This is a genomic window from Rhodobacter calidifons (assembly GCF_011174775.1).
Taxonomy (GTDB): Bacteria; Pseudomonadota; Alphaproteobacteria; order Rhodobacterales; family Rhodobacteraceae; genus Tabrizicola; species Tabrizicola calidifons.
Genome location: NZ_JAANHS010000003.1, coordinates 170828 through 192253, shown reverse-complemented (window position 1 = coordinate 192253; position 21426 = coordinate 170828). Strand labels below are relative to the sequence as shown.

The 21426-nt window shown below is 67.5% G+C and carries 20 protein-coding genes; 11 read left to right on the top strand and 9 right to left on the bottom strand.

Annotation, left to right across the window (positions count from 1 at the left end):
* Positions 1–2 precede the first annotated feature (2 nt).
* The 5 genes from G8O29_RS05785 to G8O29_RS05765 all read right to left on the bottom strand — a co-directional run bounded on the left by G8O29_RS05785 (position 3) and on the right by G8O29_RS05765 (position 4546).
* A complete protein-coding gene (locus G8O29_RS05785; protein WP_166402291.1) occupies positions 3–1640 on the bottom strand; it encodes a phosphoethanolamine transferase in 1638 nt (545 codons plus the stop codon).
* 137 nt (positions 1641–1777) lie between these two features.
* Positions 1778–2233, bottom strand: a complete 456-nt coding sequence (locus G8O29_RS05780; RefSeq protein WP_166402290.1) for a universal stress protein — start codon at positions 2231–2233, stop codon at positions 1778–1780.
* Between the two features lie 80 nt (positions 2234–2313).
* Positions 2314–3624, bottom strand: a complete 1311-nt coding sequence (locus G8O29_RS05775) for an MATE family efflux transporter (protein WP_166402289.1) — start codon at positions 3622–3624, stop codon at positions 2314–2316.
* A complete protein-coding gene (locus G8O29_RS05770; RefSeq protein WP_166402288.1) occupies positions 3621–4127 on the bottom strand; it encodes a PaaI family thioesterase in 507 nt (168 codons plus the stop codon). Before G8O29_RS05770 ends, G8O29_RS05775 begins: the two co-directional genes overlap by 4 nt.
* Positions 4124–4546, bottom strand: a complete 423-nt coding sequence (locus G8O29_RS05765; RefSeq protein ID WP_166402287.1) for a PaaI family thioesterase — start codon at positions 4544–4546, stop codon at positions 4124–4126. The genes G8O29_RS05770 and G8O29_RS05765 overlap by 4 nt, the downstream gene beginning before the upstream one ends.
* A 108-nt stretch (positions 4547–4654) precedes the next feature.
* Here G8O29_RS05765 and G8O29_RS05760 point away from each other — a divergent pair, with 108 nt between their 5' ends.
* The 3 genes from G8O29_RS05760 (at position 4655) to G8O29_RS18420 (ending at position 9483) form a co-directional block, all read left to right on the top strand.
* Positions 4655–5029, top strand: coding sequence for a MerR family transcriptional regulator (locus G8O29_RS05760; RefSeq protein ID WP_166402286.1), 375 nt, complete (start codon positions 4655–4657; stop codon positions 5027–5029).
* A 153-nt stretch (positions 5030–5182) separates the two neighbouring features.
* Positions 5183–5608: a hypothetical protein gene (locus G8O29_RS05755; protein ID WP_166402285.1), complete on the top strand. Its 426-nt coding sequence runs from the start codon at positions 5183–5185 to the stop codon at positions 5606–5608.
* Between the two features lie 23 nt (positions 5609–5631).
* Positions 5632–9483 carry a M10 family metallopeptidase gene (locus tag G8O29_RS18420; protein ID WP_166402284.1) on the top strand — a complete coding sequence of 1284 codons (3852 nt, stop codon included), beginning with the start codon at positions 5632–5634 and terminating at the stop codon, positions 9481–9483.
* Between the two features lie 61 nt (positions 9484–9544).
* On the opposite strand, the gene G8O29_RS05745 is transcribed toward G8O29_RS18420, so the two are convergent.
* Positions 9545–10390, bottom strand: coding sequence for a universal stress protein (locus tag G8O29_RS05745; protein ID WP_166402283.1), 846 nt, complete (start codon positions 10388–10390; stop codon positions 9545–9547).
* 226 nt (positions 10391–10616) lie between these two features.
* Between G8O29_RS05745 and ccoN the strand changes: the two genes are divergently transcribed.
* The 8 genes from ccoN (at position 10617) to ccoS (ending at position 18767) form a co-directional block, all read left to right on the top strand.
* The gene (gene ccoN / locus G8O29_RS05740; RefSeq protein WP_166402282.1) at positions 10617–12215 is read left to right on the top strand and encodes a cytochrome-c oxidase, cbb3-type subunit I; all 1599 of its coding nucleotides are present in this window, start codon (positions 10617–10619) and stop codon (positions 12213–12215) included.
* A 12-nt stretch (positions 12216–12227) separates the two neighbouring features.
* Positions 12228–12971 (top strand): cytochrome-c oxidase, cbb3-type subunit II, encoded by a 744-nt coding sequence (gene ccoO / locus G8O29_RS05735; RefSeq protein WP_166402281.1) that lies wholly within the window; start codon positions 12228–12230, stop codon positions 12969–12971.
* A 14-nt stretch (positions 12972–12985) separates the two neighbouring features.
* Entirely contained in the window at positions 12986–13177 is a 192-nt protein-coding gene (locus G8O29_RS05730; RefSeq protein ID WP_166402280.1) for a cbb3-type cytochrome c oxidase subunit 3, read from the top strand.
* Positions 13178–13181: 4 nt separating this feature from the next.
* The gene (gene ccoP, locus G8O29_RS05725) at positions 13182–14057 is read left to right on the top strand and encodes a cytochrome-c oxidase, cbb3-type subunit III (RefSeq protein WP_166402279.1); all 876 of its coding nucleotides are present in this window, start codon (positions 13182–13184) and stop codon (positions 14055–14057) included.
* Between the two features lie 409 nt (positions 14058–14466).
* A complete protein-coding gene (gene ccoG, locus G8O29_RS05720) occupies positions 14467–15882 on the top strand; it encodes a cytochrome c oxidase accessory protein CcoG (RefSeq protein ID WP_166402278.1) in 1416 nt (471 codons plus the stop codon).
* A complete protein-coding gene (locus G8O29_RS05715) occupies positions 15879–16331 on the top strand; it encodes a FixH family protein (RefSeq protein WP_166402277.1) in 453 nt (150 codons plus the stop codon). Before ccoG ends, G8O29_RS05715 begins: the two co-directional genes overlap by 4 nt.
* A gap of 1 nt (position 16332) precedes the next feature.
* Positions 16333–18609: a heavy metal translocating P-type ATPase gene (locus tag G8O29_RS05710; RefSeq protein WP_166402276.1), complete on the top strand. Its 2277-nt coding sequence runs from the start codon at positions 16333–16335 to the stop codon at positions 18607–18609.
* On the top strand, positions 18609–18767 hold the full coding sequence (gene ccoS, locus G8O29_RS05705) for a cbb3-type cytochrome oxidase assembly protein CcoS (RefSeq protein WP_128513989.1): 159 nt from the start codon (positions 18609–18611) through the stop codon (positions 18765–18767). The genes G8O29_RS05710 and ccoS overlap by 1 nt, the downstream gene beginning before the upstream one ends.
* 96 nt (positions 18768–18863) lie before the next feature.
* Here ccoS and G8O29_RS18225 read toward each other — a convergent pair whose 3' ends face one another.
* From G8O29_RS18225 to G8O29_RS05690, 3 genes are all read right to left on the bottom strand, one after another.
* Positions 18864–19175 (bottom strand): type IIL restriction-modification enzyme MmeI, encoded by a 312-nt coding sequence (locus tag G8O29_RS18225; RefSeq protein ID WP_207623676.1) that lies wholly within the window; start codon positions 19173–19175, stop codon positions 18864–18866.
* A gap of 174 nt (positions 19176–19349) precedes the next feature.
* Complete coding sequence (locus tag G8O29_RS05695; protein ID WP_166402275.1) at positions 19350–20354, bottom strand: GlxA family transcriptional regulator; 1005 nt, start codon at positions 20352–20354, stop codon at positions 19350–19352.
* Entirely contained in the window at positions 20347–21417 is a 1071-nt protein-coding gene (locus G8O29_RS05690; RefSeq protein ID WP_166402274.1) for a heme-dependent oxidative N-demethylase family protein, read from the bottom strand. The genes G8O29_RS05695 and G8O29_RS05690 overlap by 8 nt, the downstream gene beginning before the upstream one ends.
* Between the last annotated feature and the right edge of the window lie 9 nt (positions 21418–21426).

Below are 21426 nucleotides of genomic sequence, written 5' to 3'. Positions count from 1 at the left end.
CCTCAGCCCGTGCCCCGGCGGCAGGCCCCGGCGATGTCCAGCGCGTCATCCCGGGCCGAGGTCGTCACGTTCAGCATTCCAAGCACCGTCGAGAACATGTTGTCATGGCTGACCGGCGCATCCGTCCTGGCCGCAAGACAGGCCCTGTCCAGCCCGAGACTGGCACGGAACCGCTCGGACATCCAGATCACCATCGGCACCCGCGTCTGATTGTCGGGCGCCATGAAATAGGGCGTGCCGTGCAGATACAGCCCGCCTTCCCCCAGGCTCTCGCCATGGTCCGAGACATAGTATAGCGCCGGGATCACCCGATCCGAGCCGTCCAGCAGGTCGATCACCTCGGCCAGGACATGGTCGGTGTAGGCGATGGTATTGTCATAGGCGTTGACGATCTCCTCTGCCGTGCAATCCGTCAGCTCGGGCGTCTTGCAGGCGGGGGCGAAGATCTCGCGGTCGGCGGGATAGCGCAGCCAGTCGCTCGGGCCGTGGCTGCCGATCTGGTGCAGGACGATCACCGTGTCCTCGGTGATCGTCGCGGCCTTCTCTGCCAGCGCCTTGAGGAAAACGCCGTCGATGCATTCCGGCTGGCAGAAGTCGGCCCCGTCCGCCGCCGTCATCGTCCGCCGCGGGATCCGGTCGGCGATGTTCTTGTCGCCGGTGTTGTTGTCCCACCATTCCACCCGGAATCCGGCATGGCTCAGCACGTCCAGCAGGTTCTCGTGGCTCAGGCCCCCCTCGTAGGAATAGTCCGCCTGCCCGAGCGGCGAGAACATGCAGGGCAGCGAGGTCGCGGTCGCCGTGCCGCAGCTGGTCGCCTGCGGGAAATACAGGATGTCGCGCGCCGCAAGCTCCGGGTTGGTCTGGCGCGCATAGCCGCCCAGCGACCAGTTCTGCGCCCGCCCGGTCTCGCCCGCGACGATCACCATCAGCACCGGCTTGCCGGCCGTGCTCAGGTAGGGCCCCTTGCCGGCATCGCGGCCGGTGGGCTGCAACACGACCTGCGTCGATTTCATCATCATCCTGGCATAGCGCAGGGCGCCCGACAGCGGGGCCAGCGGCTGGACCGCGCCCAGAAGCTCCTTCTCGGCGCGCAGGACAGTGGAATAGGCCTTCAGATTGGTGAACAGAAGCCCCGCCACAAGCGCCGCCGACAGCGCCAGCATCAGGCCCGCCCCGGCCGCCGCGCGCAAGGCAGGGGCACGGCGGATGCGGACCCAGAGCACCAGCGCCGAGGGCAGAACCCCGTACAACGCCACATGCGCCAGGAATTGCGGGGTGATCAGATGTTTCGATTCCGCGAAGGTCGTGGTCATCGCGTTCTGGATCATCTCGCGGTCGATGACCACGCCCAGCACATCGACGTAATAGGAACTGACCCCCGCGATCATGAGAAGCGCCACCAGCACCGGCTTCTGCATCCGGCGCAGCGCCAGCAGCGAGATCACCAGCAGCAACAGCGCCCAGACCGCCCCGGCAAAGACCAGCGCGGTCACCGTGCGGCCCGCGAAGATGCGGAAAAGATGCCCCCAGAAGGTCGCGTTGCACAGGGCCAGAAGCCAGGTTGCGACAAGGGCGTTCAGAAGTGCGGGCGAAAGGCTGGGGCGGCGGCCGTTGCCGGCGGCCTGGGTCGGGTCGATCATGCGGAGATCCAGGATGACAGGGCCTGATGCGGCCCACGTAGACCATAGTCTCCGCGACCCGAGGATGCAGTAAGCAGGCGCTTACAGCGGCGGTATCGTGAAAAAAAGCGCAGGGAACCGCCCGATCCGGGGGTGGATCAGGTGATGCTTTCCAGCCGTTCCTTCGACATGTCGCCCGGAACGATGGTGATCGGTATCGGCAGACTGCCCGCATTTCGTGTCATGGCCGTGACAAGAGGCCCCGGCCCGGACTTGTCGGTCCCCGCGCCCAGCACCAGGATGCCGATCTCGGGATCCTCCTTGACGAGGGACAGGATCTCGGTCACCGGATCGCCCTCGCGGATCACCAGTTCGGGGTTCACCCCCTGCTTGTCGCGCATCCACTTGGCGAAGACCTCGAAATGCGCCTCGATCCGCTCGCGCGCCTCGGCGCGCATCAGGTCGGCGACGCCCATCCAGGTCTGGAACTCCTCCGGCGGGATGACCGACAGGATCGTGACCCCACCCCCGGTATGCGCCGCCCGCAGCGCGGCAAAGCGCATGGCATTCAGACACTCGCGACTGTCGTCCAGCACGACGAGGAATTTCCGCATGATGCTCCCCTCTGGCGGGCGGATCATGGCAGGGGCGGCGGGGGGAAGGCAAGCCTCATGCAGCGCGCGGCGCGGCCGGGTCACGCCCGCTGCGGCAGGGCCAGCACCTTCGGATACAGCCGTCCCATCGCCAGCGTGCGCGCCCCGTTCATCACCATCAGCGCCGCCCAGAGCCCGTGGTTCCCCGCCAGCGGCACCAGGACGGCCAGCGCCAGGGCATAGACTGCGACCGACACCAGCATCGCGCGCAGCATCTCGCCCGTCAGCAGCGCGCCGATGAAGATACCGTCATAGATCCAGGCCGCCACGCCGATCAGGGGGGCCAAGACCAGCCAGGGCAGATAACCGCGCGCCGCCGCGCGCACTTCGGCCGCGGTGGTCATCAGGTCGATGATCTGCGGCCCGGCCAGGGCAAAGACCAGCGCCAGCGCCGCCGCGCCGCCGAAACCCCATTGCATGGTGATCCGCCCTGCCGCGCGCGTATCCGCGGCCGAGCGCGCCCCGACCGCCTGCCCCACCAGCGCCTCGGCGGCAAAGGCAAAGCCGTCCAGCGCGAAGGCGGTGATCTCCAGGAACTGCATCAGCACCTGGTTCGCCGCCAGCGTCACGTCGCCGAACCGCGCGCCCAGAAAGACGAAGGTGGTGAAGGCCAGTTGCAGAAGGATCGTCCGGCCCATGATGTCGCGGCTGGCCGAGAACATGCGGCGGATCGCGATCCCGTCGCCCAGCCGGGCCAGCGCGCCGCGCAAGGCCGGCCCGAAGGCATCGCGGGCCAACCACAGGGCCAGCGCCAGCCCCGTCCATTCCGCGATCAGCGTGGCCAGCGCCACGCCCTCGACCCCCCAGCCAAGACCCAGCACGAACCACAGGTCCAGCGCGATGTTCAGCCCGTTCTGCCACAGCTGCAACAGCAGCACCGCCCGCGTCCGCTCCAGCCCGACCAGCCAGCCGGTCAGCGCGTAAAGCGCGATGGTCGCGGGCGCCCCCCAGATGCGGATCGCCAGGTAGTCCTGTGCCAGCCCCTCCACCGTCGCCGAGGCCGGCGCCAGCCAGAAGGCCCCGGCAAACAGCGCCACCTGCGCCAGGATCAGCGCCAGCCCCGCCCCCGCCCCCACGATCAGCGCGCGAAGCAGGACGGCGGACCGCTCGGCCATGTCGCCCGCCCCCTGCGCCTGCGCCGCCAGGCCCGAGGTGGACATGCGCAGGAAGCCGAAGGCCCAGTACAGCGTCGCCAGGATCACCGCGCCGATCCCCACGGCGCCCAGGCTTGCCGGATCGCCAAGCTGCCCGATCACCGCCGTATCCACCGCACCCAGCAAGGGCACTGTGGCATTGGACAGCACGATCGGGCCGGCGATCCTCAGCATGCGGCCATGGGTGATGGCGGTCATGCCTTGCTGCCGGGGCGCAGCGGCTGCGGCATCAGGAAATGGCCCGTGGCCTGCGCGAACAGGCGCGCGCGGTTGTCCTGCCAGGCCTCGACATGGACCGACGCATAGCGCCGCCCCGACCGGTTCACCCGCGCCCGGGCATAGGCATCGCGCGGCAGCCCGGGCCGCAGGTAATCCACCGTGAAGTCGATCGTCTTGGGCAGCCGCAGCGGCCCGTCCGGCAGGGCGCCCTCGCTTTCCACCCCGTCCCAGAGCGTGCTCCAGGCCAGCTCGATCATCGCCGCGATCTCCAGGAAGGCCGCCGTCGCGCCTCCGTGCAGCGCGGGCAGGCGCGGATTGCCGATCAGACTGTCCTTGAAGGGCAGGACGGCGGTCAGCTCGTCGCCGCGCCGGTCGAATTCCACCCCGAGGAACCGGATATAGGGCACGCCATCGACCAGCGTGCGCAACAGCCCCTCGCGGCGCCGCTTGATGACATGCAGCGGTTCCGGCGGCGGCCTCATCCCTTGCGCTCCACCGTGAAGGCGCCCGAGGCCATGGCCACCGGGCGGCTTTCGTCGTCGTCGGTCGCCACCGCACGGACGAAGGCCACCGACCGCGTGACATGGTGACATTCCGCCCGGGTGCGGATGGTCTGGCCCGGCGTGGCGGGTCGCATGTAGTCGATCCGCAGGTCCAGCGTCGCGGTCGAGAAACCCGCCTGCGGATGGCTCATCACCGCGGCACCGCAGGCCGTGTCCATCAGGGCCGACACCGCGCCGCCATGGATCACGCCCGTCTCCGGGTCGCCCACCAGCGCCGGGTCGTAAGGCATCGAGATGGTCACCTGCCCCGCGCCGATCGACTCCAGCTGCATGCCAAGCGCATGACTGTGCGGCAGGGCGGCGATGAAACTGCGGGCGATGTCGGTGATGTCGGTCATGTGTCCCTCGGCCCGCATCAAACCGCCGCGCCCGAAGGAAGGCAACCCCCCGAAACCGTTGCGTGATCCCGGCGCCCGCCTTAGGCTGCCCAGCCGGGAGGACTGCGCATGACCGAGACCCGCCTCAGCTTCAAGGAGATGTGCGCCCGTTTCGAGGTGACCCCGCGCACCCTGCGCTATTACGAATACATCGAGCTTCTGTCCCCCGAGAAAGAGGGCCGCGCCCGGTTCTACGGCCCGCGCGAGGTGGCGCGGATGAAGCTGATCCTGCGCGGCCGCCGCTTCGGCTTTTCTCTGGAAGAGATCCGCCAGTGGCTGCTGATCTACGGCAAGAAGGGCGAACGGCCGCAGCTCGAAGCCTGGCTTCAGCTTGCCGACCGCCAGCTTCTGGCGCTGGACCGCCAGCGGCAGGACCTGGAGGCCGCCATCGCCGACCTGCGCGCCCTGCGCGAGACCGCCGTGCAAGAGCTGGAGCGGCTCTGATCTGCGCCTTGTCCTGCCCGACGGTCGGCCCTGCGGCAAGCGCATCGCGGAACGCCGCCATTGCAGGCTGCCCAGAATTTGCCGTAAACCTGCCAAACCGCTGAAACGGTTCCGGTGCATGGCTTTCGGATCAGGCAGGTTAGGGGTATCGGCATGCGGCGCGCAGCCTGTCGTTCGGGCCACATGCTGAAGGTTCTGGGAGCAGTCGCCTTGTCCGCATCTTCGGCCGGAGGAGAATCCGTCAGCGACCGCCCGCTGCACTTTGCCTGCCTGTCCTCCACGCATGTCGATCCGTCCCGTCTGGCGGCCGTCTGCGCGGGCTTTCTGGATACGCTGGGCGCGCAGCCGGGCTACCGGGTGCAAGGGACACAGGACACCCCGCTGTCCACCGGCCCCGGTCTGGAAATCGATGTGATCCGTGCCACCGAGTCCCAGCTGGAACTGCTGCCGACCTGGGTCGATGCCTCCGGGGTCCGGACCGCAATGCCATCGACCGGACTTGTCATCGCCGACGCCGCGATGACCGAGCCGATGCGGCGCAGGCTTTACCTTGGCGTGCTTGACCAGCTTCCGAAGTGACCATTTCCGGGGGGTAGATTTCCATGTGCGTGCTTTGCGCCATCCGCGAACCGAACGATCCGCTTGCCAGCCTTGACCAGCATCTGCTGGCAGCACCCGGCCGGGCCGCCCTGGCACCGTTCAGCTGGGACCAGATCGCCCAGCAGCTGACCAGCGGATACTGGAACTGGGCCTCCGGTGGCACCTTCAACGGCACCTATCGCTTTCAGCTGAACGCAGCGCGCACCCTGACCTACAACGTGGCCGGCCTTTCGGCGGCCGAACAGGCCATCGCCGAGGCCGCACTCGAGGCCTGGTCGGAAGTCTCGGGCATCACCTTCCTGCGCAGCACCTCGTCCGCTGCCAACCTGATCTTCGACAACAACGATCCGGATGGCGCCTACGCCTACTTCAACCTCCAGGGCGGCCGGATCAGCCAGTCCTTCATCAACATCCCCCCGAACTGGAGCCCGCAGCACCTCAACGGCTACATGCTTCAGACCTACATTCACGAGATCGGCCATGCGCTGGGCCTTGGCCATGCCGGCTACTACAACGGCAGCGCGACCTTCGGCGGGCCCGGCACGCTCTATCGCAATGACAGCTGGCTTGCTTCGGTGATGTCGTATTTCAGCCAGACGGACAACACCCTCGTCCCGGGCAGCTTCGCCTATCTTGCGACCGTCATGCCGGCCGACGTCATCGCGATCCAGAACCTGTACGGCTTTTCCGGCGCCACGAACCAGGGCAACTCGGTCTACGGTGTCAACTCGAACATCGGCGGCTATCTTCAGACGCTGCTGAATCAGTGGACCGGGACGATCCCCGCGACCCCGAACGTCTATGTCGGCCAGCCGATTGCCTTCACGATCTACGATTCGAACGGGATCGATACGATCGACTTCTCGAACTTCAGCCAGAACCAGGAAATCTCGCTGATCGAGCTGACCTATTCCGACATCGGCGGTCTGATCGACAATGTGACCATCGCCCGCGGCGTGGTGATCGAGAATGCGACCTCGGGCAACGGAAACGACACCCTGATCGGGAACCATGTCGACAACGTCCTGACCGGAAATGGCGGCGATGACCGCATGTCCGGCAACGCGGGCAACGACACGCTGTACGGCGGCTCGGGCAACGACACGCTGTATGGCGGCGACGGCGAAGATCTTCTGGACGGCGGTCTGGGCAATGACCGGCTGGAAGGCGGGGCGGGCCGTGACACGCTCTATGGCGGCGAGGGCAATGACCTGATCTACGGCGGCGAGGACGACGACCTGCTGGAGGGCGGGGCGGGCAACGACACGCTGTCCGGTGGTCCGGGCGACGATCTTCTGGACGGCGGTCTTGGCAATGACTTGCTGGAAGGCGGGACGGGCCGCGATACGCTTTCGGGCGGAGACGGTGACGACACGCTGACCGGAGGAGCCGGCGCCGACATCCTCTATGGTGGCGATGGCCTCGACCTTGCCTCCTATGCCGGCGGCGGTCCTGTCCGGGTGGACATGGAGGATGCGGCGCTGTCCACCGGCGATGCGGCGGGGGACCAGTTCTTCGGGATCGAGGGGCTGATCGGCAGCGGCGGGGCGGACACGCTTCTCGGCAATGCCGAGGCCAACCTGCTGATCGGCGGGGCGGGCAACGACAGCCTCGATGGGCGCGACGGAAGCGACACGCTCATGGGCGGTGACGGGCTCGACACGCTGGTGGGCGGCGGCGGAGAGGATGTCCTGGACGGTGGGTTCGGCAACGACCGGCTGTTCGGCGGGGCGGACAATGACACCCTGTACGGGGCGGCCGGCAATGACACGCTTTATGGCGGAGAGGCCGACGACCTGCTGTCGGGCGGCGATGGTCTTGACCTGCTCCATGGCGGCGAAGGCGCCGACACGCTGGACGGCGGCACCGGCGCGGATGTGCTTTACGGCGATGCGGGCGATGACCGGCTGGACGGCGGCAGCGGCAACGACCGGCTCTTTGGCGGAGAGGGGGCAGATCTGGTACTGGGCGGGGACGGCAACGACACGCTCTACGGTGGCGATGGCGGCGACACGCTGGACGGCGGGGCCGGGTCCGACCTGCTGTACGGAGATGCCGGCGACGATGCAATCGATGGCGGGCTGGGCGACGACCGGCTGTTCGGCGGCGCGGGCGATGACCTGGGGCTGGGCGGGGACGGCAACGACACGATCTTCGGTGGCGAAGGCAACGACACGCTGTCGGGCGCAAGCGGCAACGACGTGCTTTACGGCGATGTGGGCGACGATCTGCTGGACGGCGGCCTTGGCAACGACCGGCTCCATGGCGGCGCGGGCGACGACGAAATCCTCGGGGGTGACGGCAACGATCAGCTGTTCGGCGGGGACGGCAACGACCGGCTGCAAGGCGCGGTCGGCAACGACCTGCTGTATGGCGGCGCCGGCGATGACCTGCTGGATGGCGGGGCCGGCGCCGACCTGATCTACGGCGGTGCGGGTGCGGACAGGCTGGACGGATCGAACGGCAACGACACGCTGTTCGGCGAGGCGGGGGACGACCTCGTGGATGGCGGGCTGGGCGATGACCGGCTGTTCGGCGGGGAAGGCAGCGACACGCTGCGGGGTGACGAGGGCAACGATACCCTTCTCGGCGGCCTCGGCGACGATCTGCTGGACGGCTCGGTCGGCAACGACCTCATCTACGGCGGCGCGGGCAACGACGATCTGGACGGAGGTGACGGCGACGACCGGCTCTTCGGCGGTCTCGGGTCGGACCGGCTGTCGGGCGGGGACGGCAACGACAGCCTCTGGGGCGAGGACGGCAACGATCTGCTGGACGGGGGCGGCGGCAACGACCTCATGTACGGCGGCGCGGGCAACGACGATCTGGACGGAGGTGACGGCGACGACCGGCTCTTCGGCGGTCTCGGGTCGGACCTGCTGCTTGGCGGGGACGGCAACGACAGCCTCTGGGGCGAGGACGGCAATGATGTGCTGGACGGGGGCGCGGGCGACGACCTGCTTTACGGCGGCGCGGGTAACGACACTCTGGATGGCGGCACGGGCGATGACTGGATGGCGGGGGGGCTTGGCAACGATCTCTACATCGTCGATTCCGCCGGCGATGTCGTCGTCGAGGCGGCCTCGGCGGGGATCGACACGGTGCGAACCGGCCTTGCGGCCTATACCCTGGGTGCCAATGTCGAGAACCTGATCCTCACCTCGGCCTCGGGTGCGGTCGGCACCGGCAACGCGCTTGGCAACGTCATGTTCGGGGGAACGGGCGGCGACACGCTGTCGGGGCTCGCCGGGCGCGACCTGCTCTATGGCGGCGAGGGCAACGACAGCCTGGACGGCGGCGACGACGCGGATACCCTCTGGGGCGGAGGCGACGACGACACCCTGTCCGGCGGCAGCGGCAACGACATCCTGCATGGCGAGGCAGGGCAGGACCTGCTGTATGGCGGCAACGGCAATGACAGCCTGACCGGCGGTCTCGGGGACGATACCCTGTTCGGCGATGCCGGGTCCGACACGCTTGACGGTGGCGAGGGCGACGACTGGCTGGCCGGAGGCGCAGGACGCGATGTCCTGCGCGGCGGCGCCGGGGTCGATCACTTCGTCATCGCCACCGCCGATGCGACCGACCAGTTCCTCGACTTCACCTCCGCCACCGACCGCGTGGTGCTGGACCGCGCCGGCCTTGGCATCGCGGCCGAGGCGGTGCTGTCCGAGATGTGGCAGTCCGGCACGGGTCTGCCGTCCAGCTTCGGCGGCGGCCCGGTGCTCTATTACGACCTTGCCAGCCGGTCGCTGTTCCTTGACCTCGACGGCGGCTCCAGCGCGAATGCGGTCGCCCTGTTCAACCTTCAGGCCGGCGGCACGCTGGACCTGGGCGACCTGTTGCTGGTCTGACGGTCACGGGGGCGGCAGGCGGCGGCGCGGTCCGGCGCGCCCGCCTGCCGCCGGCCATGGCTCAGTGCGCCAGGAACACCGGCAGTTCGGCGCGTTCCAGCATGTCGCGGGTCGCTCCGCCAAGGATGGCCTCGCGGAACCGCGAATGGCCATAGGCGCCCATGACCAGAAGATCGGCGTCCGTGTCCCTGGCGTGGCGGGCAAGGACCTCTGACACCCGGGGCAGGGTCCGCGCCAGGATCATGACTTCGGCCCGCACGCCGTGGCGGACAAGATACTGGCACAGAAGCCCGCCCGGATCCGACCGCTCCGGGCCGTGGGTCGGCGGATCGACCACCACGATCTGCACCGATTCGGCGCGCTTGAGGAAGGGCATCGCGCGGCGCGCGGCGACCAGGGCCTCGCGGCTCTGGTTCCAGGCCAGGATGATCCGCTTCGGCTCGGACGTGCGCAGGCCCGCAGGCGGCACGATCAGGACCGGCGCCATGCCTTCGAACAGCGCGGCCTCGGTCACGGCCTCATCCTCGACGCCCCGGTTGTCGCCATAGGGCAGCGGCAGGACGACCAGGTCGCAATAGCGCGCCCGCGACGCCACCACATCGGTCAGCGCGCCCAGCTGGGTCACCAGCGATTCGACCGAAGCGCGCAGGGTCGGCGACTGCGCCCGCAGGGCCGCGTTCAGCGCCGCCTCGACGTCGCGGGCATCCGCCTCGGCGCGTTCCATCGCGGCGGCGATCACCACCGCACCGGAACCGACATAGCTGTAGCCGATCTGGGTTCGGTCCACGCCCAGGGCCAGCGCGTCCAGATGGGCGTCCATCGTCTGCGCGATCTGGGCGGCCGCGGTGACCGTGACAAGCAGGTTCTCGGCCGAAGTCGCAACGGTCAGGATGGATTTGTAGGCCATGGTCAACTCCTGTGAGGGGCTGATGGATTGCAGATGGCGCAGCCTTTCCGATCCCGGTACGCGGCGCCTTGACCAGGGTCAATCGCGCCGGTGCTTCGGCTTGACGCAGATCAAGGCGCCTTTTGTCGCTGCGCCGCAGTACTCACGCTGTCGTAGACTGCGGCTGTCAGCCCCGAATCGTCAACGGGGGGCAGAGCGCGACTGACAGGACGAAGGGACGCAAACCATGTGGGATTATCTGAAACTGGCCGGACTTGGCCTCGTCGCGGTTCTGGCCGCGATCGCGGCCAACTACGCCCGAGACCTGGCCTACCAGGTGAACGCGATCACGGTGATGCTGGCCGCGGCCATCGCGTTTCTCTGGGTGCTGCGCACGGCCGGCGATCCGAAGCCGGATCTGAGCCACGAATATTTCGACGGCGTGGTGCGGGCGGGGGCGATCGCCACCGCCTTCTGGGGGGCGGTCGGCTTCCTCGTCGGGGTCGTGATCGCGCTGCAACTGGCCTTTCCGCAGTTGAACTTCGAGTTCCTGCAAGGCTACGGCAACTTCGGCCGCCTGCGCCCGCTCCATACCAGTGCGGTGATCTTCGCCTTCGGCGGCAACGCGCTGATCATGTCCGCCTTCTACATCGTGCAGCGCACCAGCGCAGCGCGTCTGTTCGGCGGCAGCCTTGGCTGGTTCGTGTTCTGGGGCTGGCAGCTTGTCATCGTCCTGGCCGCGACGGGCTATGTCCTCGGCGCCACGCAAGGCAAGGAATACGCCGAACCCGTCTGGTACGTCGACATCCTCATCACCGTGGTCTGGGTCGCCTTCCTCATCACCTTCATGGGCACCCTCTTCAAGCGGAAGGAACCCCACATCTACGTGGCGAACTGGTTCCTCCTGTCGATGATCCTGACCGTGGCGATGCTGCACCTGGTGAACAACGCCGCGATCCCGGTGTCGATCTTCGGCTCGGCCCAGGTCCAGCTTTATGCGGGCGTGCAGGACGCGATGGTGCAGTGGTGGTACGGCCACAACGCCGTGGGCTTCTTCCTGACCGCGGGCTTCCTGGGGATGATGTACTACTTCGTCCCGAAACAGGCCGAACGGCCCGTCTTCAGCTACAAGCTGTCGATCATCCACTTCTGGGCGCTGATCTTCCTCTATATCTGGGCCGGTCCGCACCACCTGCACTATACCGCGCTGCCCGACTGGGCCTCGACCCTGGGCATGGTGTTCTCGGTGATCCTGTGGATGCCCTCCTGGGGCGGGATGATCAACGGCCTGATGACCCTGTCCGGCGCCTGGGACAAGCTGCGCACCGACCCGATCATCCGGATGATGGTCGTCTCCATCGGCTTCTACGGCATGTCCACCTTCGAAGGCCCGATGATGTCGATCAAGGCGGTGAACTCGCTGTCGCACTACACCGACTGGACCATCGGCCACGTCCACTCCGGCGCGCTTGGCTGGAACGGGATGATCACCTTCGGCGTCCTCTACTACCTCGTGCCGCGCCTGTGGAACCGCGAGGGGCTCTACTCGCTGAAACTCGTCTCCTGGCACTTCTGGCTCGCGACCATCGGGATCGTCCTTTACGCCTCCTCGATGTGGGTCACGGGCATCATGGAAGGCCTGATGTGGCGCGAGGTCGATGCGAACGGCTTCCTCGTGAACGCCTTCGCCGACACGGTGGCTGCGAAATTCCCGATGTATGTGGTCCGCGCCCTGGGCGGTGGCCTCTTCCTGACGGGGGCGCTCATCATGTGCTGGAACCTCTGGATGACCGTCCGGGCGCAACCCGCCCGCGTCACCCAGAACTCCGCCGTTCCGGCAGAATAAGGAAACCCGACAATGGCAATTCTCGAAAAGCACAAGGTCATCGAGACCAACGCGACGCTCCTCATGATCCTTTCGCTGCTGGTCGTGACCATCGGCGGGATCGTGCAGATCGTGCCCCTGTTCTACCTGGAAAACACCATCGAGAAGGTCGAAGGGGTTCGTCCCTACACGCCGCTCGAACTGGCAGGCCGGGGAATCTACATCCGCGAGGGCTGCTACGGCTGCCACAGCCAGATGATCCGCCCGATGCGGGACGAGGTGGAACGCTATGGCCACTACAGCCTTGCTGCCGAGTCGATGTATGACCGGCCCTTCCAGTGGGGCTCGAAACGCACCGGGCCGGACCTGGCGCGGGTGGGCGGACGCTATTCCGACGAATGGCACCAGGACCACTTCCACAACGCCAAGTCCGTGGTGCCGGAATCGGTCATGCCGCCCTACGGCTTCCTGGCGCGCAACATCATCGACGGCCGCTACATCCAGGACGTGGTGGTCACCAACCGCCTGACCGGCGTGCCGTACACCGACGACATGGTGGAAAACGCGCTGGCCGACTTCACCGCGCAGGCCGATCCGAACGGCGACAGCTCGGGGCTCGAGGAACGCTATGGCGAAGCCGCCTTCGGCACGCCGGTCAATGTGCGCAACTTCGACGGCCAGCCCGAACTGACCGAGATGGACGCGCTGATCGCCTACATGCAGGTCCTGGGCACGATGGTCGATTTCTCGACCTACACGCCCGTGGCGAACCGCTGAGGGGGGGGGCGAAGATGGAAACCTATTCCTTCCTCCGCCACATGGCCGACAGCTGGTTCCTGCTGGCCATGACCATCGGTTTCCTGGCGCTCTGCCTCTGGGCCTTCCGACCCGGCAGCCGGGCGCTGCACCAGGATGTCGCCAATTCGATCTTCCGCAACGACGACCGTCCTGCGGAAGCCAATCCTGCCAAGAAGGAGGGCTGAGGCCATGGCCAAGCCAATAAAGAAGGACGTCCGGCAGGTGGAAACGACCGGCCACAGCTGGGACGGGATCGAGGAATACAACAACCCCCTGCCGCGCTGGTGGGTCTGGGTGTTCTACGCCACCATCGTCTGGGGCATCGGCTACACCATCGCCTATCCGGCCTGGCCGATGATCACCCGGGCGACGCCCGGCCTCCTCGGCGCTTCGACCCGCGCCGATGTGGCGGCCGAGATCGCGGCGGTGGATGCGGCAAATGCGGCGATCAAGGAAAGGCTGATCGCGGCGGACCTGAACGCCATCGGCGACGACCCCGAACTTGCGGCCTATGCCGAACGCGCAGGCGCTGCGGTCTTCCGCACCAACTGCACCACCTGCCATGGCTCGGGCGCGGCCGGATTCGAGGGCAAGGGCTATCCGAACCTGCTGGACGACGACTGGCTCTGGGGCGGCACGATGGAGGACATCCATCTGACCATCACCCACGGCATCCGCAACACGACGGACCCGGACGCGCGCTATTCCCAGATGCCCGCCTTCGGGACGGACGGCATCCTCGACGAGACCCAGATCGCCCAGGTCGCCGAACATGTGCTGGCCATCTCCGGTCAGCAACATGACGCGGCCATGGCGACGGAAGGCGCCACGATCTATGCCGAGAACTGCGCCGCCTGCCACGGTGAGCAGGGCGAAGGCGACCGTACGCAAGGCGCGCCGCGGCTGAACGACGCGATCTGGCTGTACGGCGGGTCGCGCGAAAAGATCATCGAGACGGTGACCAGGGCCCGCTTCGGCGTGATGCCGAACTGGAACACGCGCCTGTCCGAAGACGAGATCCGCGCCGTGGCCTTCTATGTCCACGGTCGCGGTGGCGGGGAGTGACGCCCCCGGTTCCCTTGAACCTGAAAGGGGGCCTTCGGGTCCCCTTCCTTTTGCCGCGCACCCGGTTCGTGCCGCCTGTCAGAGGGCGCGCATGCCGGCGCAAGCCTTTCGTCGCGCCGTTTTGCGGGAAGACCGCAAAGCGGCCCGGTGTGCCTTCGGCGGGAATATCTGTCGAAGGGAAAGACGAAGTTGCACAAATTGCCTTCGCCCATGTCCCGAATACCCCGCGCGGACCGCGCTCGGGTCGAAAGTTGCCCGGTCGGGCCCGGGCGATCACGCGGCTTTGAGCCGCATTGCCGCATTCACCCCGGCGCGCCGCATCCCTATTGATGCAGGTCAAGGCCCTGACCGCGCAAATGACCGATTGCAGTCGGGATGACAGACTGGCCCCGCCAGTGAAGGAGATCCCGTGTCCACCCCCGCAGCCGAACCCAGCCTATATGCCGCCCGCGAGCCGGTCTTTCCCCGGCGCGTGAAGGGCAAATTCCGCACGCTGAAGTGGTGGATCATGGGGATCACCCTCGGCATCTACTACATCACCCCCTGGCTGCGCTGGGACCGGGGCCCGAACCTGCCCGACCAGGCCGTGCTGGTGGACCTTGCCAACCGCCGCTTCTTCTTCTTCATGATCGAGATCTGGCCGCACGAATTCTACTTCGTCGCGGGCCTGCTCATCATGGCGGGCCTCGGGCTCTTCCTCTTCACCTCCGCCGCCGGCCGCGTCTGGTGCGGTTACGCCTGCCCGCAGACCGTCTGGACCGACCTTTTCATCCTGGTCGAACGCTGGATCGAAGGCGACCGCAACGCCCGCATCCGGCTGCACCGTCAGCCCTGGAACTGGGAGAAGCTCATCAAGAACGGCATCAAGTGGTGGGTCTGGCTCTTCATCGGGCTGGCCACCGGCGGCGCCTGGGTCTTCTACTTCACCGACGCGCCCACGCTTCTGCGCGACCTCGTGACCTTCCAGGCCCACCCCGTCGCTTACATCACCATCCTCATCCTCACCTTCACCACCTTCTTCTTCGGCGGCTTCGCGCGGGAACAGATCTGCATCTACGCCTGCCCCTGGCCCCGCATCCAGGCCGCGATGATGGACGAGGACACGCTGACCATCGCCTACCGCGAATGGCGGGGCGAGCCGCGCGGCAAGCTTGGCACCACCACGGGCGACTGCATCGACTGCATGGCCTGCGTCAACGTCTGCCCGATGGGGATCGACATCCGCAACGGCCAGCAGCTGGCCTGCATCACCTGCGGTCTCTGCATCGACGCCTGCAACGACGTGATGGACAGGATCGGCAAGCCGCGCGACCTGATCGGCTACCTCGCGCTGACTGACGAGACCCGCGAACGTGCCGGCCAGCCGCCGAAGTCGGTCTGGTCCCACGTCTTCCGCGTCCGCACCGTCCTTTACACCGTGCTCTGGGCCGGGGTCGGCATCGGCATGATCGTGGCGCTTTTCCTGCGCTCGCCCATCGACATCAACGTCACCCCCGTGCGCAACCCGACCTTCGTCACCCTCTCCGACGGCTCGATCCGCAACGCCTACGACATCCGTCTGCGCAACAAGTCCGGCGACGACGCCCAGTTCACCATTGCCGTCACCTCTGACGCCTTCGTCACCCTCAGCCTGGAAGGCCAGCCGGGCCTCACCGTCACCGTCCCCGCGAACGAAACCCTGTCCCAGCGCGTCTACCTCACCGCCGCCCCGGGCAGCCCCGCCGCGACCACGGACCGCACCGCCGTCCGCCTCTGGGTCGAGGAACTGGGGACGACGAACCGCGTCCACCATGATACGATCTTCAACGGGAAGGAATCGCAATGACCGAACTCACCGGCAAGCATGTCCTTGCGATCACAGTCGGCGCCTTTGCCGTCATCATCGGCGTCAACCTCACCCTTGCGTTCAAGGCCGTCAGCACCTTCCCCGGGCTCGAGGTCGAAAACTCCTACGTCGCCTCCCAGGGCTTCAACGCCCGCAAGGCCGCGCAAGAGGCGCTGGGCTGGACCATGACCCCCGCCTATGACCAGGGCCGCATGACGCTTGCCTTCCTCGGCGCGGACGGCCAGCCGGTTCAGGTGAACGACCTCCAGGTCCTCGTCGGCCGCACCACGGAAACCACGAACGACACCTTCCCCGCCTTCACCCGCGTCGGCGACCTCTACGCCGCCGACCTCCCCCTCAACCCCGGCAAATGGATGGTCAAGGTTACCGCCACCTCGCCAGACGGCACCCTCTTCGAACAGCGGTCCGAACTGTTCGTGAAAGGCTGACATGGCCCTCGCCGAAGACTTCGCCGCCACCCGCTCGCCGGTCTCTGCCTGCCCGGCCTGCACCGTCGTCCCCGCCGCCGAACGCATCGCCGCGCTTCGCGCCGAACGGGCGGGCCGCATCATCCTGTCCCTGCCGAACGCCGGCGGCGCGCAGTCGATCGCCCTGGTCGAGGCCGCGCTCCAGGCCCTCCCCGGCGTCCGCTCCGCCCGCGTCAACCTCACGCAAAAGCGCGTCTCCGTCGAAGCCGAAGGCCACGTCACCGCCGCGCAACTCATCGCGGTCCTCGCAGCCGAAGGCCAGGAAGCCCACGAGCTTGACCCCGGCCTCCTCTCCACGACCGAGACCGACCGCCAGGGACGAGAGCTTCTGATGCGCCTCGGCGTCGCCTTCTTCAGCATGATGAACGTCATGCTCCTCTCGGTCGCCGTCTGGTCCGGGGCCGAGGCCGCCACCCGCGACCTCTTCCACTGGATCTCCGGCGCCATCGCCCTGCCGACCGTCATCTTCGCCGGCCAACCCTTCTTCAAATCCGCTTGGGCATCGCTCCGCCAGGGCAAGCTCGGCATGGATGTCCCGATCTCCCTCGCCCTGATCCTCGCCTCCTCCATCTCGGTCTATGAAACCGCGATGTCCGGCCACCACGCCTATTTCGACGCCGCGGTGATGCTGGCCTTCTTCCTCCTCCTCGGCCGCTACCTCGACCACCGCACCCGCGCCATTGCGCGCTCTGCTGCCGAGGAACTCGCCGCCCTCGAAGTCCCCCGTGCGATCCGTCTGATCGACGGCACGGAAGTCGAAACCCCCATCGACGCAGTCGCCCCCGGCGACACCGTCCTCGTCCGCCCCGGCGCGCGGATGCCGGTGGACGGCGTGGTGCTGCACGGCGCGTCGGAACTCGACCGCAGCCTCCTCACTGGCGAAAGCCTGCCCGTCCCGGCAGGGCAGGGCACCGTGGTCAGCGCGGGCGAAGTGAACCTCACCGGCCCCCTGGCCGTGCAGGTCACAGCGGCGGGCAAGGACTCCAGCCTGCACCGCATGGCCGACCTCGTCGCCGTGGCCGAGGGCACGAAGACCCGCTATACCAGCCTCGCCGACCGCGCGGCCAAGGCCTATTCGCCGCTGGTGCATATCCTGTCGTTTGCGGCCTTCGGCTACTGGATGTGGGCCACCGGCGGCGACGTGCGCTATGCGATCAACATCTCTGCCGCCGTCCTGATCATCACCTGCCCCTGCGCGCTGGGCCTCGCCGTTCCGGCGGTCGTGACCTCCGCCTCCGGTCGCCTGTTCCGCAAGGGCCTCCTTATCAAGCACGGAACGGCTCTCGAACGCCTGGCCGAAGTCGATACCGTCGTCTTCGACAAGACCGGCACCCTGACCCTCGGCACGCCTGAACCCGTGGCCCTTGCCGACCAGCCACAAGACGCCGTGGCCATCGCCGCCGCTCTTGCCGCAGGTTCTTCCCACCCGCTCGCCCGCGCGCTGGCCGAAGGCGCGAAAGCCGCAGGCATCGCCCCCGCGAACGTCACAGACATCCGCGAAATCCCCGGCCAGGGCATCGAAGGCGACTTCAACGGAACCCGCGTCCGCCTCGGTCGCGCCGACTGGTGCGGGGCCGAAGCCCTTCCCGCAACCGCGACCTACCTCTCCATTTCCAGCGCTCCCGCAACCCCAGGCGCCTCCCCTCCCCCCGGTGGCGAGGGGAGGGGGGTGGGGGGCACCCCGCTGAAGGCCAAGACCCACGCCTTCCCCTTCACCGACCGCCCCCGCCCCGGCGCCGCCGAAGCCGTGTCGAAACTCCAGGCCGCAGGCCTGAAAATCGAACTCCTCTCCGGCGACACCGAAGCCCCGGTCCGCGACCTCGCCCGGCGTCTCGGCATCACGGACTGGCAAGCGGGCGTCCTCCCCACCGGAAAGGCCGCCCGCATCGCGGAACTCTCCGCCCAGGGCCGCAAGGTCCTCATGGTCGGCGACGGCCTGAACGACACCGCCGCCCTTGCCGCCGCCCATGTCTCGATCTCCCCCGCCTCGGCGCTGGATGCCGCGCGGGTGGCCTCGGACATCGTGCTTCTGGGTCAGGACATGGCCCCCATCGCCGATGCCGTCCGCATCAGCCGCCAGGCCACCCGCCGCATGGTCGAGAACTTCCTGATCTCCGGCGGCTACAACGTGGTGGCCGTGCCGCTCGCGCTGGTCGGCCTCGCCACACCGCTTGCTGCCGCACTGGCGATGTCGCTCTCGTCGATCACCGTATCCCTGAACGCGATGAGGCTGAAATAATGGAGATTCTGGCGATCCTCATCCCGGTCTCGCTGTTTCTGGGCGGCGTCGGTCTTGTGGCCTTCTTCTGGGCAATGCGGACCCGGCAGTTCGACGACCCCGAGGGCGACGCGAACCGCATCCTGCTGAAGGACTGGGACGACCGGCCCCGACCCTGAAACCCGCCCCGGACCTGATCCGGGGCCTCCCTGGATGACCCGAGGCCCCGGATCAAGTCCGGGGCGGGGCCTCCCCTGTGACCTGCCTCTGGCCTTTCATCCAGCCACGACCGGAGCCCGGAGGTCATCGAGGAACAGCGGGCCGATCAGTTTCAGGATGTTCTTCTCGGTCGTGTAATGCGCGCCCTTCCGGCGGCGTTCGGCCTTGTCCATCACCGACTGGAAGAGCGAGCCGAAGATGGCGGGGGAAATCGGCGTCCAGTCGAAGCGGCAGGCGTTCAGAAGGGCGGTGCGCATCTCCTCGTTGAAGTCGGGCGAGGGGAACTGCGTCTCGAACAGGTGGCCGTTGATGTAGGGGAACCCCTTGCCGCCCTTCAGCTTTTCGACCGAGTGTTCGTAGGTTGCCACGCGCTTGCGGTCGATGTCGAAGATCTGGAAGAAGGCGTTCCAGAAGGACTGGGTTTCGCCCTTTTCCTACTGCGCATGGGCCCAGTCGCGGGCGAAGGCGGCGGCACGGGCGCGGAGTTCGTTGTTCGACAGCCTCATGCGCCGGTTGTGCCACGGGTCGGCCGGCCTGGGAAGTTATTCCGCGGCCTCGACCCGTGCCGGCGCGCGGCGGAGCGACTGGGTCAGGCGGCGTTCGTCGCGGGGGGAGACGCCGAAGAATTCGGTGTAGTGGCGGATCATCGGGCTGGAGGTCATGTAGCCGACCGAGGCCGCGATCTCGCGCAAGGAGTCGTTGGAGTAGAGCACGCGCTGGCGGGCCTTCATCAGGCGCAGGTGGTGGTAGTAGCGCAGGGGGCTCTGCCCGGTCTCGCGCTTGAACAGGCGTTCGAAGTGGCGGCCGGACAGGCCCACGGCCTGGGCGACGTCGGGGATGCGGAGGGGGTCCTCGACATGGGTCTCGAACAGCCGGATCGCGGCGCGGATGGCGGCGGGCAGGCTGTCGGTGGTGCCGCCGGCGCGGGCGACGGGGACCTTCTGGCTGGCGTCGGCGTCGCGGACGAAGGGGTGCTGGAACCAGCAGGCGACTTCGGTCATGCAGTCGCGGCCCAGACGCTCCTCGATCAGGCGCAGCATCAGGTCGAAGACCGCCCCCGAGCCGCTGGCCGTGATCCGGCGGCCTTCGCGCAGGATCGTGACCTCGCGGGCCTCCACCGCCGGGAAATCCGCCTTGAAGGCCGCCTCATAGCACCAATGCACCGAACAGGGCCGCCCCTCCATCAGCCCTGCCCGCGCCAGCGGAAAGATCCCGCCCGAAAAGGCGCCAAGCGTCACTCCCGTCCGGTCCAGCCAGCGCAGTTTCGCCGGGCTGCGGCGCGGATCGGCGAAGGCCGCCGTCGGGGGCGACAGGAGGTAAAGCTGATCGATCCCCTGCAGGTCCTGCAACGTGACATCCGGGTCAAAACCGATCTCGGCCGAGGACCGGATCGGGCTGGGCGCTTCGGCGACCAGTTGCCAGACGAATTCGCGCCGTCCGGTGATCTCGTTCGCGGCGCGCAGGGGTTCGATGGCCGAGGTCAGGCAGGCCATGGGAAAGCCGGGGAACATCAGGAACCCCAGCCGCAGGGGCCCCCGCTCAGTCATCGGGGAACCAGCCGGGCGAGGTGGGCGCGCCGTCGTCGCATTTCGACAGCCATTCCACCATCGCGTCGCGGTTGCGGATGAAGCCCTTGTAGGTCGCCAGTTCCTCCGGCAGGTCGCGGATCACCCGGTGCAGACGGCGGGCCCATTTCGGGACCGTGACGATCTGCTCGAAGCTGCACAGATAGCAGCGGATGTCGAAGGCGATGGCGTTGGACCGGGGCAGGCGATAGAGGCTTTGCAGCTCGACCCGCAGGTGCATCTTCTGGCCCATGTTCTCCTGCGTCAGGGTCGTGCGCATCGGCCCCCATTTGTGGTAGGTCTCGGGCGCGGTGTCCAGCAGCGGGTTGACCGTCATCGTCCAGTTGAACCGCCGCACCGGCGCGCCGTGCTGGAGTTTCAGCAGGAACTTCAGCGCCCGGTCGAACACGCCCTTCTCATGCGCCAGAGGCACGGGCGCGTGCCATTCGTGAAAGTTCATGCCGACGTCGAAATCCACCGACCAGTCGGCCTGCGACGTGGCGATGCCCGCGTCCATCCACAGCGTCCCGTCGCGTTCGTCCTGCAAGGTCCAGTCGCCCTGCGTCTGGCGCATGATGTATTCGAAGGGCGGATAGGGCAGCGTGCTTTCGTCCAGGAATGTGAACGACTGTTCAATCCCCAGAGGCCGGTTCACCCAGTGCCAGCGGTTGCCGTCCCTGGTCAGGCTGAACCACTGCGGATAGTCGCGCGCCTTCGCCTCCATGATCAGCTCCAGCGTGTCCCAGCCGGCCAGCGTCATGTGCGGCAGCGACTGGCAGCGCAGCGGATCCTCGGCCAGCACCTTGGCGCGGTCGATCATCTCGGCGATGTAATGTTCGTCCACGTCCAGCATGTGCTCGAAGGCCGTGCCCTTCCGGCCCGGCATATGCGGCTCCAGGTTCACCGCATACATGTAGTCGTCGCGGTCGAAGGGGAACGGGAACCGGCGCGGGTCCGAGTTGCGGTAGGTGAAGGTGTCGCGGAAGGTCTCGTCCCGGAAGAAGCCGCCGAAATCGTCGGGAGCGAACTTGAAATCAAGGCTCATGGTCGTCTC